This is a genomic window from Pseudoclavibacter sp. RFBB5, from assembly GCF_002931555.1.
GTDB lineage: Bacteria > Actinomycetota > Actinomycetes > Actinomycetales > Microbacteriaceae > Pseudoclavibacter.
In genome coordinates this window covers 326,853-347,678 of the sequence record NZ_PSTZ01000001.1, presented here as the reverse complement: position 1 = coordinate 347,678, position 20,826 = coordinate 326,853, and the positions used below count along the sequence as shown (strand labels likewise).

Genomic DNA, 20,826 nt, shown 5'->3' with positions numbered 1-20,826 from the left:
TCAGACCAGGACCTCTCCCCGGCCAGCGGCCGCGAGCAGCCCCGCCGTGTCGGAGTAGACCAGCTCACCGCGGGAGTACGTGTGCGTCACGCTGCCGCCCGGCGACATGCCCTCGTACGGCGTCCAGCCAGCGTTCGACAGCATCCGGTCGAGCTCGATGGATGCGTCGCCAGGCGTGAACACGACGATGTCGGCGTCCTTGCCCACCTCGAGCGAGCCCTTGCGCACGTCGAGGCCGTACCGGCGCGCTGGCGAGATCGTGAGCGCATCCACCGCCTGCGACAGCAGCGCCTCGGACGCGTCGCGGCGGAGCGCCCCGCCGAGCGTCGCCGCGACGAGCGTCTGCACGCCGGGAGCACCCGAGCTGTTGTCGAGCATCACCTCGTGCTCCTTCAGCTCGCGGGACCACGGCGCGTGGTCGGAGCTGACGACGCTCACGGCGCCACGCCCGATGCGGTCCCACAGGCCCTCACGTGCGGTCGCATCGCGCAGCGGAGGGTTGATCTTGAGGTGCCCGCGCTGCGTCTCGAGATCGTCCTGGGTGAAGGTCAGGTAGTGCGGGCACGTCTCGAGCGTGACGTCAGCGCCCTGCGAGCGGTACCACTCGACGAGGTCGACGCTGCGCGGCAGCGACAGGTGGCAGACGTGCAGGCGCGCGCCCGTGTTGGCCGCCACCTCGAGCGCCGTCAGCACCCCGAGCGTCTCCGAGACGGGCGGCCGCGACCGCGAGTGCGACTGCGGGTCGGTGCTGCCCGCCGCCCGCTCCTCCCGGAGCAGCGACTGGATGATCTCGTTGTTCTCGGCGTGCGTGCAGAGGGTGCGGCCCGCGTCCCGCACGGCGGCCATGACGCTCAGCAGCTCGCGGTCGTCGATGCGCGGGAAGCGCGTCTCGTGCGTGTGGAAGAGAGAGACCTTGAAGCCGACGGCCCCAGCCTCGGCGAGATCTCCAGCCGCACGCCACCCGCCACCGGGTGCGAGGGTGCCGAGCAGCGCGACGTCGATGTGCGCCTCGTCGTTCGCGAGATCCTGCTTCGCGCGCAGCTTGTCGATGCTGTTGATGGGGCCGGTGCCGTCGTACGGCATCTCCACGATCGTCGTCACGCCACCCGCGGCCGCCGCCCTCGTCGACGCGGCGATGCCCTCGCCGCCGTGCGAGAGGGAGTGCACGTGCGCATCCACCACTCCGGGCAGCACGTAGGAATCGCCGACGTCGACCAGCCTGGCTCCTGCGGGAGCCGCGGCGCGGGACGCGCCGGTGTGCACCGCGACGATCCGAGGCCCCGCAGCCCACACCTCGCCCGGTCCCCAGACGCCGCGGGCATCCCGGATCCTCCCGCGCACGATGAGGGTCGCGACGAGGTCTTCCTGCGGCTGCGCTCCTGGCTCCATGCACACAGAATAAGAACGCAACGGTGGTTTCGGCTACTGCGTTCTTAGATCACGGGACGAAGTGCGGATGCAGCTGCCGCATGCCGGCCAGCCTGCTGCAGACCTGGGGCTTCAGCAGCCCACCCCAGCACGGAACCAGCGCAACCCCCACGTCTGCACGCCGGGCCGACTCCAGCATCCCCAAACCTGGGGCTTCCGCAGGCACGAGCAGCGCCGAGCATGCGCACCCCCAACGTCTGTGCCTGAGCTCGGCTCAGTCAGCGCACGCAGCTCAGGTCAGCGGATGCGGTGGTGGTCGAAGACGATGCTCGTGCGAGTGGATGCGACGGCCGGGTGCGTCGACAGGTGCGCCACCACGAACTCCCGCACGTCATTCGAGTCACGCACTGCGACGTGCACGATGAAGTCCTCCGAGCCGCCGAGGAAGAAGATCTGCACGACCTCGGGCAGCGCCCGCATCTCCTCCGCGAAATGCGCGAGCTCCTGCCGTTTCCCCGACCGGATGTTGACGCTGATGAGCGCCTGCAGCGCGAGGCCGAGCTGCGGCAGGCCCACATCCGCCGTGAACCTCGTGATCACGCCGCGGGCGACCAGCGAGCGCACGCGCGCGATGCACGTCGACTGCGCGATGCCGACGGCGTTCGCGAGCTGCGTGTTCGACTGCCGGGAGTCGGCCTGCAGCAGCTCGACGAGCCTGCGGTCGATGTCGTCGAGCGCCCCTGCATCCGCACCCCGAAGTTCCTTCGGCGTTCCAGCCATGCGCATCCCCTTCGATCACAGATTTCTACCAATACTGGCCCAAGGGCCGCGGTTCCTGCGGCTCTCAACCCGTTCGAAACACTTTCTGCGCATGATTTCCGAAGAACAGCACCGAATCAGCACGAACACAACGAGGTCATCATGCGCATCGGGATCCCTGCAGAGATCAAGAACAACGAGAACCGCGTCGCCATCACGCCCGCCGGAGTGCACGAGCTCGTGCGGCACGGCCACGAGGTGCTCATCGAGGCGGGCGCAGGGCTCGGCTCCGCCATCACCGACGAGGCCTACGAGGCCGCCGGTGCGAGCATCCTCGCCACCGCCGACGAGGTGTGGGCGCGCGCAGAGCTGCTCCTCAAGGTCAAAGAGCCCATCGCCTCCGAGTACCGGCACATGCGGCCAGACCTCGTGCTCTTCACCTACCTGCACCTCGCCGCCGACCGGGCGCAGGCAGAGGCGCTCGTCGGCGCGGGCACCACCGCGATCGCCTACGAGACGGTGCAGCTGCCGAACCGCTCGCTGCCGCTGCTCACCCCCATGAGCGAGGTCGCTGGCCGCCTCGCGACGCAGGTCGGCGCGTACCACCTCATGAAGGCCGCCGGCGGACGCGGCATGCTGCTCGGCGGCGTCCCCGGAACGCCGAAGGCGAAGGTCGTCGTCATCGGCGGCGGCGTCGCCGGCGAGCACGCGGCCGCGAACGCCGTCGGCATGGGCGCCGACGTCACCATCATCGACCTCAACATCCCCCGGCTCCGGGAGCTCGAGGTGCAGTTCCAGGGCAAGATCCAGACGCGTGCCTCATCGGCGTACGAGATCGCGGCGCAGCTCGCCGAGGCCGACCTCGTCGTCGGCTCCGTCCTCATCCCGGGGGCCGCCGCACCGAAGCTCGTGACCGACGAGATGGTTGCGGGCATGAAGCACGGATCGGTGCTCGTCGACATCGCCATCGACCAGGGCGGATGCTTCGAGGGGTCGCACCCGACGACCCACGACGACCCCACGTTCCCGGTCCACAACTCGATCTACTACTGCGTCGCGAACATGCCTGGCGCCGTGCCGGAGACCTCGACGCGCGCGCTCACCAACGCGACGCTCCCGTACGTGACCGCCATCGCCGACAAGGGCTGGACGCGTGCCATGCAGGACAACCCGGCGCTCTCGCTCGGGCTCAACGTGCACGGCGGGCACATCACCAACCGCGGCGTCGCGACGGCGCTCGGCCTCGACTACCGCCCCGTCGACGAGATCCTCGCCGCCGAGTAGCCGCCGCACCGCATCCGCGCACCCAACCTCAATCGCTGCCAGCCAGATGGCCCCTGAGCCCCGAGCCACCGCAAACGCCGCCAGCCAAGTGGCCCTTCTGGAGCATCCAGAAGGGCCACCTGGCTGGCAGTGATCGCGCTGTGGGGCGGGTGCGCGGGCTGGCCGGGCCGGCCGGGCCGGCGACCGGGGTGCCAGCGCAGGCCAGGGAACCCGCGGACACCGACCGCACAGCTACGCGCTGGTCGTGGCGGCGCTCGTGGATGCGACCGTCGCGCCGGAGACAGCGCCAGCACTCGAGCCTGCGGCCGAGCCCGAGCTAGCCTCAGCATCCTTCGGACCCCGCTTCTTGCTGCCGGGGACGACGAGGCGGCCGAGCAGCGCGAGGATGCCATCCACGACGAGCGCGAGGAGCGTCACGAGGATCGCGCCGACGAGCACGCGCCCGTAGTCGGTGACGGCCAGGCCGTCGAAGATGTAGCGCCCGAGGCCGCCGAGGTTGACGTAGGCCGCGATGGTCGCGGTCGCGATGACCTGCAGCACCGCGCTGCGGAGGCCGGCGACGATGAGCGGCATGGCGTTGGGCAGTTCGACCTGCCACACGATCTGCCACTCGGTCATGCCCATGGCTCGCGCGGCGTCCACGGTCGCTCGGCTGACGTTGGCGACGCCCGAGTAGACGCCGGCGAGGAGTGGCGGCACGGCGAGGATGACCAGCGCGATCACGGGCGGGAACAGGCCGAGGCCCATGAGCAGCACGAGCAGCGTCATGAGGCCCAGGCTGGGGAGCGCCCGGAGCACGTTGGCGGTGGCGACGATGAAGGTCGTGCCCTTGCCGGTGTGGCCGATGACGAGGCCGAGCGGGAACGCGATGACGGCGGCGAGTGCGACGGCGAGCAGCGAGTACCAGAGGTGCTCGCCCACTCGCGCCGGGATGCTCGCGGAGCCGACCCAGTTGGCCGGGTCGAGGAAGTAGGACAGCATCTCGTTGAACATCAGACGTTTGCCTTCTTTTCCGGAGAATCGAGTCCGATGACGGTGTCGAGCATGGCGGTCTCCGTGCGCTCGTTGGGTGTGCGCCTCGCGGCGCGCTTCGCTTTGACGCGCCCGCTGCGGAGCCACGGTGTGGTGGCGACGCCGATGAGGGCGATGATGCGGTCGAAGATGAACGCGAGCACGAGGATCGTGATGATGCCCGCGAAGATCTGGTCCGGGTAGTCGCGCTGGAAGCCGGCAGTGAAGAGCTGGCCGAGGCCGCCGACGCCGATGACGGCACCGACCGACACGAGCGAGACGTTGGTGACGGCGACGACCCGGAGGCCGGCGACGAGCACCGGGATGGCGAGGGGCAGCTCGACCTCGATGACCCGCTTGATCGACGAGTAGCCGATGGCGCTCGACGCGTCCTTCACGTCGGCGGGCACGGCGTCGAGCGACTCGAGCACGGTGCGGATGAGGAGCGCCGTCGAGTAGAGCGTCAGCGCGATGACCACGTTGAGCGGGCTGATGATCGGCGTGCCGACGATCGAGGGGATGACCACGAACAGCGCGAGCGACGGGATCGTGAACACGATGCTCGCGACGACGATCGCGACCGCGCGACCCCGGGGGCGCCCGACGAGCAGCATCCCGAGCGGCAGCGCGATGACGAGGCCGAGCACCGTGGGCACGACCGAGAGCATCGCGTGCTGGATGATGATGGGCCAGACGGTGTCCCAGTTCGCGATGAGCCAGCTCATGACCGTTCGCCGCTCGAGTCGGCGACGCGCGCGAACACCGTCTCGCCGCGCACGACACCGGCGGCGACGCCGGATTCGTCGACCACGACGGCGAGGCCCGCCGGGGAGGCGAGCACCGCGTCGAGCGACCGGCGCAGGTTGTCGTCGAGGGTGACGACGGCGCCGACGGGGACGCGCAGCGAGCTCGCGCGGTGCAGCCAGGCGTCGGGGCGGCCGTTGTCGTCGACGGCGAGCGACCACTCCGATGTGTGGGGGTCGAGGCTGATGATGCCGGCGACCGGCTCGGCGAGGGGCTCCGCGGTGAGGGATGCGTCCCGGAACGTGAGGGCCCGGTAGCCGCGGTCCTTGGAGATCATGCTGGAGACGAACGTGTTCGCGGGCCTCGTCATGACCTCCTCGGCCGCCGCGTACTGGTGCAGTACGCCGCCGGGGCCGAAGACGGCGATCTTGTCGCCGAGGATGAGCGCCTCGTCGATGTCGTGCGTGACGAACACGATCGTCTTCTTCAGCTCGCGCTGCAGGCGGATCATCTCCTGCTGCAGCTCGTCGCGCACCACCGGGTCGACGGCGCTGAACGGCTCATCCATGAGCAGGATGGGCGGGTCGGCCGCGAGCGCACGGGCGACGCCGACGCGCTGCTGCTGGCCGCCGGACAGGTCGGCGGGATAGCGGTGCACGAGCTCGGGGCGGAGGCGAACCCGCTCAATGGCATCCATCGCCTTCGCGCGGGCCTCCTTCGCGGGCACGCCCTTGAGCCGGAGCACGGTGGCGACGTTGTCGAGCACGGTTCGGTGCGGGAAGAGTCCCGCGTTCTGGATCACGTAGCCGATGCCGAGGCGCAGCTGCGTCGAGGGCACATCCGCGACGTCCTTGCCTGCAACCGTGATGCGGCCGCTCGACGCGTCGATCATCTTGTTGATCATGCGCATCGACGTCGTCTTGCCGCATCCGCTGGGGCCGACGAAGGCCGTGAAGGAGCCCTCCTCGATGTCGAGGCTGAGGTCGTTGACCGCGGTGGTGCCGTCCGGATACGTCTTGGTGACGCTCTCGAAGGTGATCATGCTGCTCCTTGGCTGGGGACGGGGTGATCTTGGTGCGAGAGCCGACGGCTCACGCGTCCTGCACGTGCTCGCTCAGCTCGGCGATGTCGGCGCGCACTCGGTCGATTCGCTGAGAGGTCATGATGGCGGGGTCGTTGAGGGCGAGCGTCTCACGGATGCGCTTCGAGAGCTGCACCACAAGCGGGGCGCGGTCCTTCATGGAGGGCGCGGGGGCTGCGACGCCCACGCCGACTGCGAGGAGCGCCTCGATCGCGAGGAGCCGCTCGGCGGCCTCCAGGCTGTCCTCGAGGAGGCGCACGGCGAGGTAGCCCTGCGCGTTGTGGTCCTCGACGCCGTCGCCGACGACCCCGCCGAGGTGCGAGACGGGCGCCGCGAGTTGCTGGAGTCGCGCCATGAGCGACGAGGCCGTGTTCGCGAGGATGACGGGCACGAACGGATGCTCGGCGTCATCGATCGACAGCACCTGCTCGACGAGCGAGCGCTCGGAGCGGAGGCGCCTGATCATGAGGGAGCAGCGCCGCTCGCTCATGATGCCGAAGTGCGCGAGGAGGAGGCGGACCGAGTCGGCGGTGATCGCCATCTGGATCGTCGAGAAGTTGCCGTTGGAGATGATGACGTCGTTGTCGACGTCGATGTAGGGGTTCTCGCTGCGCGCGTTCAGCTCGACCGTGACCGACTCGCGCAGCACATCCGCCTGCTCGATGAGCGTGCCGTGCACCTGCGGGACGGTGCGCATGGAGAGCGGGTCCTGCAGCGAGCCAGCCGTGGCGGGGCCGTAGGCGCGACTCGAGCCGAGGAGCGAGCGGAAGCGGGCGGCGGCGCGGATCTGACCGGGGTGGGGGCGCGCGGCGACGACCTTCTCCTGGAAGCCCTTGACGCTGCCGTTGAGGGCGTCGAAGGTGTGGGCGACGACGAGGTCGGCTGAAGCGGTGAAGCGGTCGAGTCGCACCGAGGTGAGGGCGGCGATGCCCACCGAGGCGGCATTCGCGCCGACGAGGGCGAGGCCGTCCTTCGCGGCGAGCTCCAGCGGGACGAGCTCTGCCGTCGCAAGCGCCTCGCGAGCCGGGACGGTCTGCGTGCCCGTCTCGTCGAGCACCCGGCCACGGCCGACGAGCACGTTCCCGATCGCCGCGAGCATGGACAGGTCTGCCGCGCCGACGGATCCCTCAGACGGGATGGCGGGCGTCACGCCGCATTCGAGCAGGCAGCGCAGCCCCTCGAAGAGCGACGTCGTCGCCCCAGAGTTGCCCTGCGCCATGACGGCGAGGCGCGCGAGCATGACGGAACGAGCCTCGATCGGGGTGAGGTTCTTGCCGACAGCGGCGTCGTGGGAGGCGAGGACGAACAGCTGGAAGGCGTGCTGCAGCTCCTCGGGGATCTCCTGGTCGCGCAGCGGGCCGAGGCCACGGTTCACGCCGTACGCCGGTTCGCCGCGCGCCATGACGCTCTCGATGACGCCGCGGGCCTCCGCGAGGCGGACCCTGACGTGCGGGTCGATGTCGAGGTGGCCGACCGTGACGGCCAGTCGCTCCAGGATGCGCGGGGTCATGCGGTCGCGACCGATGACGAAGCTGGAGAGCGGCAGCGACGCCTCCGCGCTGGTCCCCGCGAGCGCGTTGACGCCAGCGGACGACGCGTCCGTGACCGAGCGCTTCGCCTGCGCGGCACGCCTGTTGGGGCGCATCGTCGGGCGCACTTGCGGCCGCTGCTCGGCGTCTGCGTGCTGCTGCATCCGGAACTCGCTTCTGGTGGATCTTGAAACTGGAGGGGTGAAGAAAGCGGGGGAGGTGGGTTCGGCGGTCGTGCCTGGGGGTGCTGCCGAGAGTGTGGATGCGGACGGCGCGTGACCGGCCGCATCCACCCTCTGGGCGGTCGTGCGGGTGCTCCGGTGCCTACGCGCCGAGCAGGCCCTTCTCGGTGAGCCAGTCGGTCGCGGCCTTGGTCGGCTCGACCTTCTCCTCGCCCGAGACGCGCGTGTTCAGCGCGATGAGCTCGTCGGTGGTCAGCTGCGCCGAGATGGCGTCGATGACCTCAGCGACCTCGGGGGTGAGCTTCTCGGTGTTGCCGATCGGGACGACCTGCTGCGCCGGGAAGTTGTTCTTCGGGTCCTCGAGCACGACCAGGTCGTTCTCGACGATCGCGGGCGACGTGGTGAAGATGTTCGCCACCTGCACCTGTCCGCTCACGAGCGCGTCGACCGTAGCCGGTCCGCCGCCGTCAGCGATGGGGGTGAAGGCGCTGGGCTCGACGCCGTAGTTCGCCTTCAGACCGGGCAGGCCCTGCGGGCGCTCCTGGAACTCGGCCGGGGCACCGTAGGTGATCTCGGCGTTGTGCGCGGCGAGGTCGGCGATGGTCGTCAGGTTCCACTTCTCAGCGGTCTCCTTCGTGACGACGACCGCGTCCTTGTCCTCGGCCTCGGCCGGGGTGAGCCCCGTGAGGCCCTCCGCCTCGAGCGCCGCGGTGAGACCCGTGTTGATGGTCTCCGCATCCGCCGTGTCCGCCTCGGGGTCGAGGAAGATGAGGAGGTTGCCGGTGTAGTCGGGGATCAGGTCGATCGATCCGTCCGACAGCGCCGGGATGTACGCCTCGCGCGAGCCGATGTTGAACTGCGTCTCGACCGTGAAGCCGGCATCCTTGAGCGCTTCCGCGTACAGGTTGCCGATGATCTCCGACTCCGGGAAGTTCGCCGAGGAGACGACGATGGTGTCGCCGGACGCGGCGCCCTCGTCGGTTCCGCCGGCGTCGGGGGCGGTCGGGTTCGAGCAGGCTGAGAGGAGGCCGATCGCTGCAAGCGCGGCGATGCCTCCAGTGATCAGGCGTGTCTTCTGCATTGGGGTTTCCCTATCTTCGGCGGTAGCCAGAACATCAGTGATGTGCGGCCATCTTAGGAATGTGCCCCATGAATTCGGGACGCGCTTCCCGGAAGGCGCGAATTAACTCTGTGTTACGTGCCCAACGCACGGGAAAGCGTCCGTGTTCCCCGCGTCGCGGGTCGCGCATCCTGGCCGTCGGTCCCCGAACGCCGCGCAGTCAACCCTCAGCGCGCGCCCCGGCGAAACCGGGTAGACATGTGACCGTGACGACCACTGCGCCTCTCCCCCTCATCGCCGTCATCGCGACGGGCGGCACCATCGCCAGCACGACAACCGCCTCAGGGGCGACGACGCCCAGCCTCGGCGCGGATGCGCTGCTCGAGGGCGCAGACGCGCCAGGTGCCCGCCTGCGGCCCGTGAACCTCATGGCCGTCGACTCCTCGAGCCTCACCCTCGGCGACATGCAGTCGATCAGCGACGAGGTGCGCCGCCAGGTGGAGGATGACGAGGTCAGCGCCGTCATCGTGCTGCACGGCACGGACTCCATGGAGGAGTCGTCGCTGCTCACCGACCTGCAGCTCAAGAGCTCGAAGCCCGTCATCTTCACCGGTTCGCAGTTCACTGCGGAGTCTGAGGCACCGGACGGGCCCGCGAACGTCGCCGCGGCCCTCGCCGCCGCCCTCGATCCCGCCAACCGCGGGCGAGGCGTGCTCGTCGCGTTCGGCGGCCGACTGCTCAAGGCGTGGGGCCTCACGAAGGCATCCGCAGACCGCGCGGATGCGTTCCGGAGCGTCACCGACAGGCCCGCCCGCCGCCTGCACCTGCCGGCCCCGGTGACCGGAATGCGCGTCGACACCGTCGCCGTCATGCCTGGCGGCGACGCCACGCACCTGCACGCGAGCCTCGAAGCCGGCGTGCAGGGCATCGTGCTCGTCGGCCTCGGTTCCGGCAACGCGAGCCAGAGCATCGTCTCCGCCGCATGGGAATGCCAGGCCTCCGACATCCCGCTCGTCGTCTCGAGCCGCGTGCCCTTCGGTGTCCTCAAGGCCAGCTACGGCGGAGGCGGGGGCGGGCACGACCTCGCGGTCGTCGGCGCCATCCACGCGGCGGTCCTGCGCGCCGGGCAGGCGCGCATCCTGCTCGCCGCCCTGCTCGCCAATGAGGCGACGAGCGAGGACATCGCGGCGGCGTTCGCCGCCGAATAGGTGGGCTGCCCCTCCTGCGCCGCGGCGGAGTCCAGGCATCACGGACGCCTGTCCAACTTCCGGGATCAGTGAGCGCGGGAGACGCCGCAACGCGCGAACCCGGCCGTTTCATCACGGACCTTGGCCAGGTGGGAGCGGATTTCCCGGGCGCCGCTTCGACGTTGCGCGGACGCCTGTCCAACATCAGTGCGATGTCGGGCCCGAAAGCGTCGAAACGCCCTCGAAGCGCGTGTATTGCACTGATGTTGGTCAGGCCGCGCGAAGACCCGCGTGCTCGTGGTCGCGCTTCTTCGTCCGTCCGGGAGAAGCGGCGACTTCCGTCCTGCTAGCTGGCGTAGCTGCCGACGAGGCGCACGGCGCCGCCGTCGACGCCCTTGGCGCCCTGCTCGAAGCCGTCGAAGTCGCGGGCCTCGGTCGAGATGGTGCCGGCGACCCAGGAGGGGAGGCCAGCAGCCTCGAGCCACTCGACGACCGCGGATGCGCGCTGCGCGTCGACGACCGCGAACATGCCGATGCCGAGGTTCCAGGTGCCTTCCGTCGACTCGAGGTCGGTGCCGGCGAAGCCCGCGAGGACGCGGAAGATGTCGTTCGGGGACCAGGCGCCGCGGTCGAGCTCGATCCAGGCACCCTGCGGGAGGACGCGGGCGAGGTTCGCTGCGATGCCGCCGCCGGTGACGTGGCTGAAGGCGTGCACGGCGCCGTCGAGCGCTGGCTCGGCGAGGAGACGGACGAGCGGGCCGGTGTAGAGGCGCGTCGGCTCGAGGAGCACTTCGCCGACGACCCCGCCCAGCTCCGCCGAGGTGTCTGTGAAGGCGAGCCCCTGGTCGGCGACGATGCGGCGCACCAGCGCGTAGCCGTTCGAGTGGAGTCCGCTCGACGCGATCGAGATGACGACGTCGCCGTGCTGCACACGCTCTGGTCCGAGCATCCGGTCGGCCTCGACGACGCCGACCGCGGCGCCAGCCACGTCGTAGTCGTCCGGGCCGAGGAGACCGGGGTGCTCTGCCGTCTCGCCGCCGGTCAGCGCGGTGCCGGTCTCGGCGCACGCCTTCGCGATGCCCTCGACGATCGAGGCGATGCGCTCGGGGACGACGCGGCCGCAGGCGATGTAGTCGGTCATGAAGAGGGGCTCGGCGCCCACGACGACGATGTCGTCGACGACCATCGCCACGAGGTCCTGCCCGATGGTGTCGTGCTTGTCGATGGCCTGCGCGATCGCGACCTTCGTGCCGACGCCGTCGGTCGAGGTCGCGAGGATGGGCTTCGTGAACGACGTCAGACGCGACGCGTCGAAGAGGCCGGCGAAGCCGCCGACGCCGCCGAGCACTTCTGGTCCGTGGGTCGCCTGGACGGCGCGCTTCATGAGCTCGACGGCGGTGTCGCCCGCGCGGGTGTCGACGCCAGCGGCGGCGTAGAGGTCGTTGCCTGACACAGGGATGCCCTTTCCTCGGGGGATGCGCCCAACAGCCTAGCCCGCCGCGAGGGTGACGCCGGAAGCGAACCCTTCCCACGCTGGTGCGCGCGGACTCGCCAGCTGTGACAAAATCGAAACATCGTTCAGGGCCCCTCGTGGGCCTCCTTGAAATCGGGCCCTCGCGGGCGCGCTTACCTGTGCTTGGAGCTCCCCCAGCGTGTGCGGCATTGTTGGTCACGTCTCGACCAGTCCCGTCAACCAACAGATCTACGATTCCCTCCTGCTCCTGCAGCATCGCGGCCAGGATTCGTCCGGCATCGCGACAGCCGACGGGGACACGTTCCACATCGCGAAGGTCAAGGGGCAGGTCCGCGAGGGCTACCGCACCCGCGACATGCGCAACCTGCTCGGCAACGTCGGCCTCGGCCACGTCCGCTATGCGACGGCTGGCAGCGCGAAGAGCGACGACGAGGTGCAGCCGTTCTACGTGAACGCGCCCTACGGCATCGTCCTCGTGCACAACGGCAACCTCACGAACACGCGAGAGCTGCGCAAGGAGCTCTTCAACGTCGACCGCCGCCACCTGAACTCGTCGAGTGACACCGAGCTGCTGCTCAACGTCCTCGCGAACGAGCTGCAGCACGGCATCAACGGCGACGACCTCACCCCGGACGACCTGTTCGACTCGATCTCCCGCCTGCACGACCGGGTCGAGGGCTCGTACGCATCCGTCGCCCTCATCTCCGGATACGGGCTGCTCGCCTTCCGCGACCCGTTCGGCATCCGCCCCCTCGTCCTCGGTCGCCGCGACGACGAGCACGGCCGCGACGAGTGGGTTGTCGCGTCCGAGTCGCTCGTGCTCGAGTCGGGCGGCTACGACTTCGTCCGCGACGTCGAGCCGGGCGAGGCGATCTTCATCTCCATGGGCGGCGAGCTCTTCTCGCGCCAGTGCGCCGTCAACCCGCGCCTCGTGCCCTGCTCGTTCGAGTACGTGTACCTCGCTCGCCCCGACTCCGTCATGAACGGCATCTCGATCTACGAGTCGCGCCTGCGCATGGGGAAGACCCTCGCCGCGAACGTCGAGCGCAGCATCAGCGCCGGCGACATCGACGTGGTCATGCCCATCCCAGACTCGGGCCGCCCCACGGCGATGGAGATGGCGAAGACCCTCGGCATCGACTACCGCGAAGGCTTCTACAAGAACCGCTACGTGGGCCGCACGTTCATCATGCCGGGGCAGAAGGTGCGCAAGAAGTCGGTGCGCCAGAAGCTCAACGCGCTCCCGACGGAGTTCCGCGGCAAGAACGTGCTCCTCGTCGACGACTCGATCGTGCGCGGCACGACGTCGAAGGAGATCGTCGAGATGGCCCGGCAGGCCGGTGCCAACTCGGTGACCTTCGCATCCGCCGCTCCCCCGGTCCGCTACCCGCACGTGTACGGCATCAACATGCCGTCGCGCGGCGAGCTCGTCGCATCGGGCCGCTCGATCGAGGAGATCGCGTCGGTCATCAGCGCCGACCGTCTCGTCTACCAGGAGGTCGGCGACCTGTTCACGGCCATCACCGAGGGCTCGAACGTGAAGGAGCTCGACATGAGCTGCTTCGACGGCAACTACGTCACCGGCACCGTCACCCCCGAGTACCTCGCCTGGCTCGAGCTCAACACGAAGAGCTAGCCAGCCGGCGCATCCTTGCCGCCCGACGGGGCCAGACATCTGGGAAACGCATGTTCGTCGCGAAACGAGCATGCGTTTTCCACAGGTGTCGCGGGATGCGAGACGCCGGACGCGAGGCGGGCGGCAGGGCGGGGCGCCGGTAGAGTCCTCGCATGACCGACGCTCCCCTCGCGCCCCGCAACCGAACCCGCGACCTCACGCAGATCGCCGTGTTCGCGGGCATCGTGGCGGCCCTCGGCGTGGTGCCGGCCATCACGATCCCCGGCCCGGGCGTCCCGATCACGCTGCAGACCCTCGGCGTCATGCTCGCGGGGGCCGTGCTGGGCGCGAAGCGCGGGTTCTCCGCGCTGCTGCTCTTCAACGTCCTCGTGCTCGCGGGGCTCCCGCTCCTCGCTGGCGGCCGCGGCGGCCTGGCCGTGCTGGCGAGCCCCACGGTCGGCTACTTCATCGGCTTCCCCATCGCGGCCTTTGCCGTCGGCTGGCTCGTCGAGCGCTTCGGGAACCCGTTCCGCCTTCTGCCCGGCATCCTCGCAACCGTCGTCGGCGGCGTGCTCGTGCTCTACGTCCCCGGCATCATCGGCGTCGCGCTCGTGGCCCAGATCGGGTTCGGTGCCGCTGCCGTCTCGGCTCTCGCTTTCCTGCCGGGCGACCTGGCGAAGGCGGTCATCGCGGCGCTCATCGCCCGCGGCGTCCACAAGGCCTACCCGGGGCTCATCTCCGGTCGTCGGCACCGGCGGAAGGCCGCGTCCAGTCCAGCAGCGGCACCGGCAGTGGATGCGTGACCGCTCGGCTCCCGCGTCCCCTCACGTCCGCCCGATGAACGGGGCCTGCGCATGATCGAGCTGCACGGCGTGAGCGTCGCGTTCGGCGACGGCGCCCAGCGGCGGCGGGTGCTCGACGACATCTCGGTCACGCTCCACGAGCAGCGCATCGGGATCATCGGCGCCAACGGCTCGGGCAAGTCGAGCCTCGCGAGGCTCCTCAACGGCCTGCTGCTGCCGACGAGCGGAACCGTCTCGGTCGACGGCTTCGACACGAAGCGGGACGGGCGAGAGGTCCGCCGGCGCGTGGGGTTCTGCTTCACCGACCCCGACTCGCAGATCATCATGCCGACCGTCGGGGAGGACGTCGCCTTCGGGCTCGGGCGGCGGGGCCTCAGCAAGGCCGAGATCGCCGCCCGCACGGCCAGCGCGCTCGAACAGGTCGGGCTCACCGACCGCGCCGACCACCCGGCGCACCTCCTCTCCGGCGGACAGAAGCAGCTGCTCGCCCTCGCGGCGGTGCTCGTGACCGAGCCGAGCATCCTCATCCTCGACGAGCCCACGACCCTCCTCGACCTGCGCAACGCACGCGCCATGGCCGCCCGTATCGCACGCCTGCCGCAGCAGGTTGTCCTCGTGACCCACGACCTCGACCTGCTCCGCACCTTCGATCGCGTGCTCGTGGTGCACGACGGGCGCATCCACTTCGACGGGTCACCGTCGGAGGCCATCGCGTCGTACCGGGCCGCCATCGAGGCCGAAGGGGCGCCGTGAAGCCCGCATCCCGGCCGACGGGGTTCTGGGACGCCCGCCTCGACGACGAAGGGCGCGCTGCGGGGCACCCGCTCTCGCCGGGCACAGCCCGTGGCTGACCGCTCGTCGCCGCTCGCGGTCTACGTGCCCGGGGCATCCGTCGTCCACCGGCTGCCGGCAGGGGCGAAGCTGCTCGCGCTCGTCGCCGCCGGTGCAGCGGTGCTCGCGATCGCGTCGCCGCTCGCCGCCGGCATCGCGGTCGCGACTGCCCTGCTCGGGTTCGCGGTCGCGCGACTGAGCCTGCGCTACGCCTGGCGCGGCGTGCGGCCCACGTGGATCTTCCTGATCGGCATCTTCGCCTTCCAGTGGTGGAGCGCTGACCTCGCCCGGGCTCTCGGCGTCGTCGGGTCGATCGTCGCGCTGCTCCTCGCGGCAGCCCTCGTCAGCCTCACGACCCGCACGACCGACATGATCGACGCCATCGTGTGGCTGCTCCGGCCGCTCCGACGCGTCGGCGTGGATCCCGACCGAATCGCGTTGCAGCTCGCGCTCGGCGTGCGAGCGGTGCCGCTCATCGCCGAGCTCGCCGAGACCGCGAGGCAGGCGCAGTACGCACGCGGCCGCCGCGGCAGCCCGCGTGCCTTCGCCGTGCCGCTTGTCGTGCGAGCGCTGCGTCGCGCCGACGCCATGTCAGACGCGCTGCACGCGCGCGGCCTCGACGACTGAGCGAACCGAGAGGTCCTCGCGCTCTTCCGCACCTGGCTCGGACCGGGACCTGACAGCCTTTGCTGACAGTCAGGGTGACGTGGGGAGCGTCGCCGCCGCACCGCCCGCATTTTCAGTCCTACGTCACCTTGAGTGGCAACACCCCCCGCCTCGAATCGTCACGACGCGATGAACTGGGTCCGTGAACACCAGTCAGTTCCAGAGGGAGGCGCGCGCACGGCCACTGTTGCAGCGGCCGTGCGGGGGGGGTTAGCTGCGGTTCTCGAGCTCGTCGGCGCGGATGAGACGCGCGTCGACCGACTGCTTCGCAGAGACCCGACCCGCGATGTACCCGGCGAGCCCGCCGAGTGCAAGCGTGATGGGCACCGTGAACGCGAGGAGGAACGCGAACACCTGGATGCGCGTGAACGCCTCGTTGGGCGGGAACGCGAACGTGAGGATCGTCACGAGCACCACGCCGACGATGGCGCCGAGCACGAGGAAGCTGCTCATGCGCGGGACCCGGTGCACCTTCGCGTCCATCTCGCGGACGCCGTCATCCTCGTCTTCGTCGATCAGCTCGGCGAACTCGGCCTCGTAGCCCTCCAACTCGTCGCCGGCTTGGACCGTGCGGTCAGCCGTCGGTTCGGCGCCGCCTTCAGGTCGCGGCGGAGTGGGTTCGTTCTCGCGGAGCATGCATCCATTGTCGCGCAGTTCCCGGTGAGCGCGCGCAGGATGCGCAGTGGCCGGGGCGGCGGCCCCGCCGAGGCACGACGCCCTCAGCGACGTACGAGCGGCAGCCAGGCCGAGACGTCGGCGCGGGTGCCGGAGGCGCGCACGCGGTTCGCCTCGAAGGCCTCCTGCCATGAGGTCCGGCCCGTTGCCAGCTCGAGCCAGGTGTCGGCGTCGAGCTCGATGACGTTCGGCGGCGTGCCTCTCGTGTGGCCGGGACCCTCGACGCACTGCACGGCCCCGAACGGCGGCACGCGAACCTCGACGCTCGCGCCGGGCGCCCGGTCCTCGAGGGCCTGCAGCGTGTAGCGAACGGCAGTCGCGGCGTCGGCACGAGGCGTCGGACGCCCCTCCGCGCGAGCTTCAGACCAGGCGGTGATGGCTCCGAGGCCAGCGGCGTCGGCGATTCGGGGTTTCGGCACGTCCTTATTGTGCTCCAGCCGCGCCCCCGGAGTCGGTGAGCGACGCACCTCACCGGGGCGGGCTGCCAACTTCGGCGACTCTTCGGCGTTTCCGTTCGGCGGACACCGTGATCCGAGGAAGCAGTCACCGGAGCTGGCGACCGGTGCGCGACGAGGCGCAGGCAGAAGCGCCGCCGGTGTCGCCGACCGGTCATCTGCCTTCACGCGGAAGCGGGAGACGTCGTCCCCGGTTAGGCTGGTGCGGTGAGAATTCTCGTCCTCGGATCCGGTGCCCGCGAGCACGCAATTGTTGCCGCCCTCCACAGCGAGCGCGCACACTCGATCGTCACGGCCCCGGGCAATCCGGGTATCGCCGACGAGTCTGAGGTGATCAGGCTCGATGTGAACAACCCGTCGCTCGTGACGGAGTTCGCCAAGGACGAGGGCTTCGACCTCGTCGTCATCGGCCCGGAAGCGCCACTCGTCGCGGGTGTCGCCGACGCGCTGCGCGACGCCGGTATCCCCGTGTTCGGCCCGTCGAAGGCCGCCGCCGAGATCGAGGGCTCGAAGACCTTCGCGAAGGACGTCATGTCCCGCGCCGGCGTCCCGACGGGCGGCGCACGCCTCGCGACGACGCTCGACGAGGCGGCCGCGGCGATCGACGAGTTCGGCGCTCCGTACGTCGTGAAGGCCGACGGTCTCGCGTCCGGCAAGGGTGTCATGGTGACGGAGAGCCGCGAGGACGCGCTCATCCACGCCGAGCACTGGCTTGCCGCTGGCCCCGTGCTGGTCGAGGAGTTCCTCGACGGCCAGGAGGTCTCGCAGTTCGTCTTCTCCGATGGGGTCAACGTCCGGGCGCTCCCGCCCGCGCAGGATTTCAAGCGCCTCCTTGCCGGCGACGGTGGCCCGAACACGGGCGGCATGGGCGCGTACACGCCCGTCCCGTTCCTGGGCGACCGCTTCGGCGGCGAGCGCGCCTTCTCGAAGCTCATCGTCGAGCAGGTCGCGAAGCCCGTCGTCGACGAGATGCGGGCCTCCGGAACGCCGTTCGCGGGACTCCTTTACTGCGGACTCATCGTGACGAGCGCCGGCATCCGCGTCATCGAGTTCAACGCGCGCTTCGGTGACCCCGAGACGCAGGCCGTGCTCGAGCGCCTCGCCCAGCCGCTCTCCGAGCTGCTGTACGCGTCGGCGACCGGCACCCTCGGACATCTGCCAGAGGAGCTCGCGATCGCCGACAACGCGGCGGTCACGATCGTGCTCGCGAGCGAGGGCTACCCGGAGGACGTGCAGTCCGGCCGCACCATCACGGGTGTTCAGGATGCGCTGGCTGAGCCGAACGTGAAGGTGCTGCAGGCGGCCACGACCCAACGCGACGACGACACGCTCGTGACAAGCGGAGGCCGCATCCTCAACGTCGTCGGAACCGGCGCGACCATCGCGGAGGCTCGCGCGTTCGCGTACCAGGGGCTCTCGCGCATCCACGTCGACGGCGCGCAGTACCGCGCAGACATCGCCGAGCTCGCGGCCCGCGAGCAGCAGTCGTGACCGGCGCCGCGCTGACTCCCACGCTCGAAGGGTGGTCGCACGTCTCGTCCGGCAAGGTGCGCGAAGTGTACGAATCACTGGCCGACGACCGCGTGCTGCTGGTGGTCGCGAGCGACCGCGTGAGCGCATTCGACCACATCCTCTCCCCCGGCATTCCCGGGAAGGGCGCTCGACTCACGGCGTTGAGCCGCTGGTGGTTCGACCGCATCGCGGTGCCGAACCACCTGCGCGAGCCGTCGGGATGGGATGCATCGCTGCCCGCCGACACCGCTGCCCGATCGATGCGCGTCGTGCGGTTGGAGATGTTCCCCGTCGAGTGCGTCGTGCGCGGCTACCTGACCGGTTCGGGGCTCATCGAGTACCGCGAACACGGCACAGTGTGCGGGATCGCCCTGCCGACGGGGCTCGAGGACGGCGACCGGCTTCCGGCCCCGATCTTCACGCCCGCCTACAAGGCGCCCCAGGGTGAGCATGACGAGAACATCAGCTTCGAGAAGATGATCGAGCTCGTGGGCCTCGACGATGCAGTCGCGCTGCGTGACCTGTCGCTGCGGGTGTTCCGCGAGGCGTCCGCGGTCGCCGAGGCGCGCGGCGTCATATTGGCCGACACGAAGTTCGAGTTCGGACGCAACCCCGCCAACGGCGAGATCACGATCGGCGACGAGGTGCTCACGAGCGACTCGTCACGCTATTGGGACGCGAAGCTGTACGCCGACACCACGCTGCCGCTGAAGCAGCGGCTGTCGTCGTTCGACAAGCAGATCGTCCGCGACTGGCTGTCCTCGAACTGGGACAAGCAGGGTGAACCGCCCGCGCTTCCGGCCGAGGTCATCGAGCGCACCCAGGCTCGCTACGCGGAGCTCTTCGACCGCCTCAGAGTCGGCGCCTAGCCACGTCTCGGACGCCGAGGCCAGTGCCGTGCGGACGAGCGCGCCCCTTGCTCGGCGCACGTAGCGGACCTATGGTCGTCATTCCGCGGTCTGAACGACCTCGACACCGCCCTGGAATTCCGCTGCCGCTCATGGACTCGCGGGTCCTCCTGCTTCCTCACCCTCGAGACTGGATCCGCTGTGCCTCCCTCTGCCCCATCCGCGCCGGTGTCCGCCGTCACGGCCATCACTCCCGAGCAGCGACAGTCGGTGCTCCGAACGCTGCGATCACCTCGCCTGCTCAAGGTGGAGGTGCTCGGCGGCCTGGTCGTGGCGCTCGCGCTGATTCCCGAGGCGATCGCGTTCTCGGTCATCGCGGGTGTGGACCCCCGGGTGGGTCTCTTCGCCTCGTTCACGATGGCCGTCTCGATCGCCGTCCTGGGCGGCCGGCCTGCCATGATCTCGGCGGCGACGGGCGCCGTCGCGCTCGTGATCGCGCCGCTCATGGCCTCGCACGGGCTCGACTACCTCATCGCCGCGGTGCTCCTCGCCGGTGTGCTGCAGGTGCTGCTCGCCGTGATCGGGATTGCGAAGCTCATGCGGTTCATCCCGCGCCAGGTGATGGTCGGGTTCGTGAACGCGCTCGCGATTCTCGTGTTCCTGGCGCAGGTGCCCGAGCTGCTCGGGGTGCCGTGGCTCGTGTATCCGCTCACCCTGCTGGCCCTCATCATCGTGTTCGGGCTTCCCAGACTGACGACCGTCGTGCCTGCTCCGCTGGTCGCGATCGTGGTGCTCACGCTCATCACGGTGCTCGCGTCGCTCAGCGTTCCCACGGTGGGCGACAAAGGCGAGCTGCCGAGCACCCTGCCGGGGTTCTTCGTGCCGGATGTGCCGCTCACATTGGAGACGCTGCAGATCGTCTTCCCGTTTGCGTTGGCCATGGCATTCGTCGGGCTGCTCGAATCGCTCATGACGGCGAAGCTCGTCGACGACATCACGGATACGCGTTCCAGCAAGACCCGCGAGGCGTGGGGGCAGGGTGCCGCGAACGTCATCACCGCGTTCTTCGGCGGCATGGGCGGCTGCGCGATGATCGGGCAGACGATGATCAATGTGAAGGCGTCCGGCGCGCGCACGCGCATCTCGACGTTCCTCGCCGGGGTCTTCCTGCTGCTCCTGGTCGTGCTGCTGGGCGACGTTGTGGCGCTCATCCCCATGGCCGCGCTTGTCGCCGTCATGATCTTCGTGTGCTGGGCGACGTTCGACTGGCACTCGATTCGCCCGTCGACGCTGCGCGGGATGCCGCTCAGCGAGACCGCGGTCATGCTCGTGACGGTTGTCGCGACGGTCGCGACGCACAACCTCGCGATCGGCGTCGGGGCGGGCGTGCTGTGCGCCGTGCTGCTCTTCGCGCGTCGTGTCGCACACGTCGTCGAGGTGCGGCGGACCCTGTCGGACGACGGTGCGCTCGCCTCGTACGCGGTGACGGGCCAGCTGTTCTTCGCGTCGTCGAACGATCTGTACGCGCAGTTCGACTACGCGTCCGACCCGGCACGGGTGGTCATCGACCTGAGTGCGGCGCACGTCTGGGATGCGTCGACCGTCGCAGCTCTTGATGCCGTCATCGAGAAGTATGAGAGACACGGCGCCACCGTGGAGGTCGTCGGCTTGAACGCCGAGAGCGAGACCCGCCTGCAGCGGATGCGCGACGTGCTGCCGGGCGGCGGGCACTAGCCCCCGCA

General features: G+C 69.9%; 19 protein-coding genes. 9 read left to right on the top strand and 10 right to left on the bottom strand.

Annotated features, from left to right (window positions below; translation table 11 throughout):
- Nucleotides 1-1,389 (bottom strand): dihydroorotase family protein, encoded by a 1,389-nt coding sequence (locus C5B97_RS01690; RefSeq protein WP_104310400.1) that lies wholly within the window; start codon nucleotides 1,387-1,389, stop codon nucleotides 1-3.
- Between the two features lie 276 nt (nucleotides 1,390-1,665).
- A complete protein-coding gene (locus tag C5B97_RS01685; protein WP_104310601.1) occupies nucleotides 1,666-2,148 on the bottom strand; it encodes an Lrp/AsnC family transcriptional regulator in 483 nt (160 codons plus the stop codon).
- Between the two features lie 141 nt (nucleotides 2,149-2,289).
- On the opposite strand from C5B97_RS01685, the gene ald reads away from it, so the two are divergent.
- Nucleotides 2,290-3,411 carry an alanine dehydrogenase gene (gene ald / locus C5B97_RS01680; protein ID WP_104310399.1) on the top strand — a complete coding sequence of 374 codons (1,122 nt, stop codon included), beginning with the start codon at nucleotides 2,290-2,292 and terminating at the stop codon, nucleotides 3,409-3,411.
- Nucleotides 3,412-3,642: 231 nt separating this feature from the next.
- Here ald and C5B97_RS01675 read toward each other — a convergent pair whose 3' ends face one another.
- From C5B97_RS01675 to C5B97_RS01655, 5 genes are all read right to left on the bottom strand, one after another.
- Nucleotides 3,643-4,404, bottom strand: a complete 762-nt coding sequence (locus C5B97_RS01675; protein WP_104310398.1) for an ABC transporter permease — start codon at nucleotides 4,402-4,404, stop codon at nucleotides 3,643-3,645.
- Entirely contained in the window at nucleotides 4,404-5,147 is a 744-nt protein-coding gene (locus C5B97_RS01670; RefSeq protein WP_104310397.1) for an ABC transporter permease, read from the bottom strand. The genes C5B97_RS01675 and C5B97_RS01670 overlap by 1 nt, the downstream gene beginning before the upstream one ends.
- Nucleotides 5,144-6,208, bottom strand: coding sequence for an ABC transporter ATP-binding protein (locus tag C5B97_RS01665; RefSeq protein ID WP_104310396.1), 1,065 nt, complete (start codon nucleotides 6,206-6,208; stop codon nucleotides 5,144-5,146). Before C5B97_RS01665 ends, C5B97_RS01670 begins: the two co-directional genes overlap by 4 nt.
- 49 nt (nucleotides 6,209-6,257) lie before the next feature.
- Complete coding sequence (locus C5B97_RS01660; RefSeq protein ID WP_104310395.1) at nucleotides 6,258-7,940, bottom strand: aromatic amino acid ammonia-lyase; 1,683 nt, start codon at nucleotides 7,938-7,940, stop codon at nucleotides 6,258-6,260.
- Between the two features lie 160 nt (nucleotides 7,941-8,100).
- Nucleotides 8,101-9,039 carry an ABC transporter substrate-binding protein gene (locus C5B97_RS01655; RefSeq protein WP_104310394.1) on the bottom strand — a complete coding sequence of 313 codons (939 nt, stop codon included), beginning with the start codon at nucleotides 9,037-9,039 and terminating at the stop codon, nucleotides 8,101-8,103.
- A gap of 245 nt (nucleotides 9,040-9,284) precedes the next feature.
- Here C5B97_RS01655 and C5B97_RS01650 point away from each other — a divergent pair, with 245 nt between their 5' ends.
- Nucleotides 9,285-10,226 (top strand): asparaginase domain-containing protein, encoded by a 942-nt coding sequence (locus C5B97_RS01650; protein ID WP_258067830.1) that lies wholly within the window; start codon nucleotides 9,285-9,287, stop codon nucleotides 10,224-10,226.
- 325 nt (nucleotides 10,227-10,551) lie between these two features.
- Here the strand turns inward: C5B97_RS01650 and purM are convergent, their stop codons facing one another.
- Entirely contained in the window at nucleotides 10,552-11,658 is a 1,107-nt protein-coding gene (purM, locus tag C5B97_RS01645) for a phosphoribosylformylglycinamidine cyclo-ligase (protein ID WP_104310392.1), read from the bottom strand.
- 199 nt (nucleotides 11,659-11,857) lie between these two features.
- Here purM and purF point away from each other — a divergent pair, with 199 nt between their 5' ends.
- From purF to C5B97_RS01625, 4 genes are all read left to right on the top strand, one after another.
- Nucleotides 11,858-13,315 (top strand): amidophosphoribosyltransferase, encoded by a 1,458-nt coding sequence (gene purF / locus C5B97_RS01640; protein ID WP_104310391.1) that lies wholly within the window; start codon nucleotides 11,858-11,860, stop codon nucleotides 13,313-13,315.
- A gap of 152 nt (nucleotides 13,316-13,467) precedes the next feature.
- The gene (locus tag C5B97_RS01635) at nucleotides 13,468-14,097 is read left to right on the top strand and encodes a biotin transporter BioY (protein ID WP_104310390.1); all 630 of its coding nucleotides are present in this window, start codon (nucleotides 13,468-13,470) and stop codon (nucleotides 14,095-14,097) included.
- A gap of 51 nt (nucleotides 14,098-14,148) precedes the next feature.
- On the top strand, nucleotides 14,149-14,850 hold the full coding sequence (locus C5B97_RS01630) for an energy-coupling factor ABC transporter ATP-binding protein (protein ID WP_104310389.1): 702 nt from the start codon (nucleotides 14,149-14,151) through the stop codon (nucleotides 14,848-14,850).
- Between the two features lie 90 nt (nucleotides 14,851-14,940).
- A complete protein-coding gene (locus C5B97_RS01625; RefSeq protein ID WP_104310388.1) occupies nucleotides 14,941-15,555 on the top strand; it encodes an energy-coupling factor transporter transmembrane protein EcfT in 615 nt (204 codons plus the stop codon).
- 249 nt (nucleotides 15,556-15,804) lie between these two features.
- Here the strand turns inward: C5B97_RS01625 and C5B97_RS01620 are convergent, their stop codons facing one another.
- Together C5B97_RS01620 and C5B97_RS01615 are read right to left on the bottom strand one after the other, a co-directional pair.
- Nucleotides 15,805-16,230: a hypothetical protein gene (locus C5B97_RS01620; protein WP_104310387.1), complete on the bottom strand. Its 426-nt coding sequence runs from the start codon at nucleotides 16,228-16,230 to the stop codon at nucleotides 15,805-15,807.
- A gap of 83 nt (nucleotides 16,231-16,313) precedes the next feature.
- The gene (locus C5B97_RS01615; protein ID WP_258067851.1) at nucleotides 16,314-16,646 is read right to left on the bottom strand and encodes a sterol carrier family protein; all 333 of its coding nucleotides are present in this window, start codon (nucleotides 16,644-16,646) and stop codon (nucleotides 16,314-16,316) included.
- A 285-nt stretch (nucleotides 16,647-16,931) separates the two neighbouring features.
- Here C5B97_RS01615 and purD point away from each other — a divergent pair, with 285 nt between their 5' ends.
- The 3 genes from purD to C5B97_RS01600 all read left to right on the top strand — a co-directional run bounded on the left by purD (nucleotide 16,932) and on the right by C5B97_RS01600 (nucleotide 20,818).
- Complete coding sequence (gene purD, locus C5B97_RS01610; RefSeq protein WP_104310386.1) at nucleotides 16,932-18,215, top strand: phosphoribosylamine--glycine ligase; 1,284 nt, start codon at nucleotides 16,932-16,934, stop codon at nucleotides 18,213-18,215.
- On the top strand, nucleotides 18,212-19,105 hold the full coding sequence (locus C5B97_RS01605) for a phosphoribosylaminoimidazolesuccinocarboxamide synthase (RefSeq protein WP_104310385.1): 894 nt from the start codon (nucleotides 18,212-18,214) through the stop codon (nucleotides 19,103-19,105). Before purD ends, C5B97_RS01605 begins: the two co-directional genes overlap by 4 nt.
- A gap of 207 nt (nucleotides 19,106-19,312) precedes the next feature.
- Complete coding sequence (locus C5B97_RS01600; protein WP_258067849.1) at nucleotides 19,313-20,818, top strand: SulP family inorganic anion transporter; 1,506 nt, start codon at nucleotides 19,313-19,315, stop codon at nucleotides 20,816-20,818.
- Nucleotides 20,819-20,826: the final 8 nt, after the last annotated feature.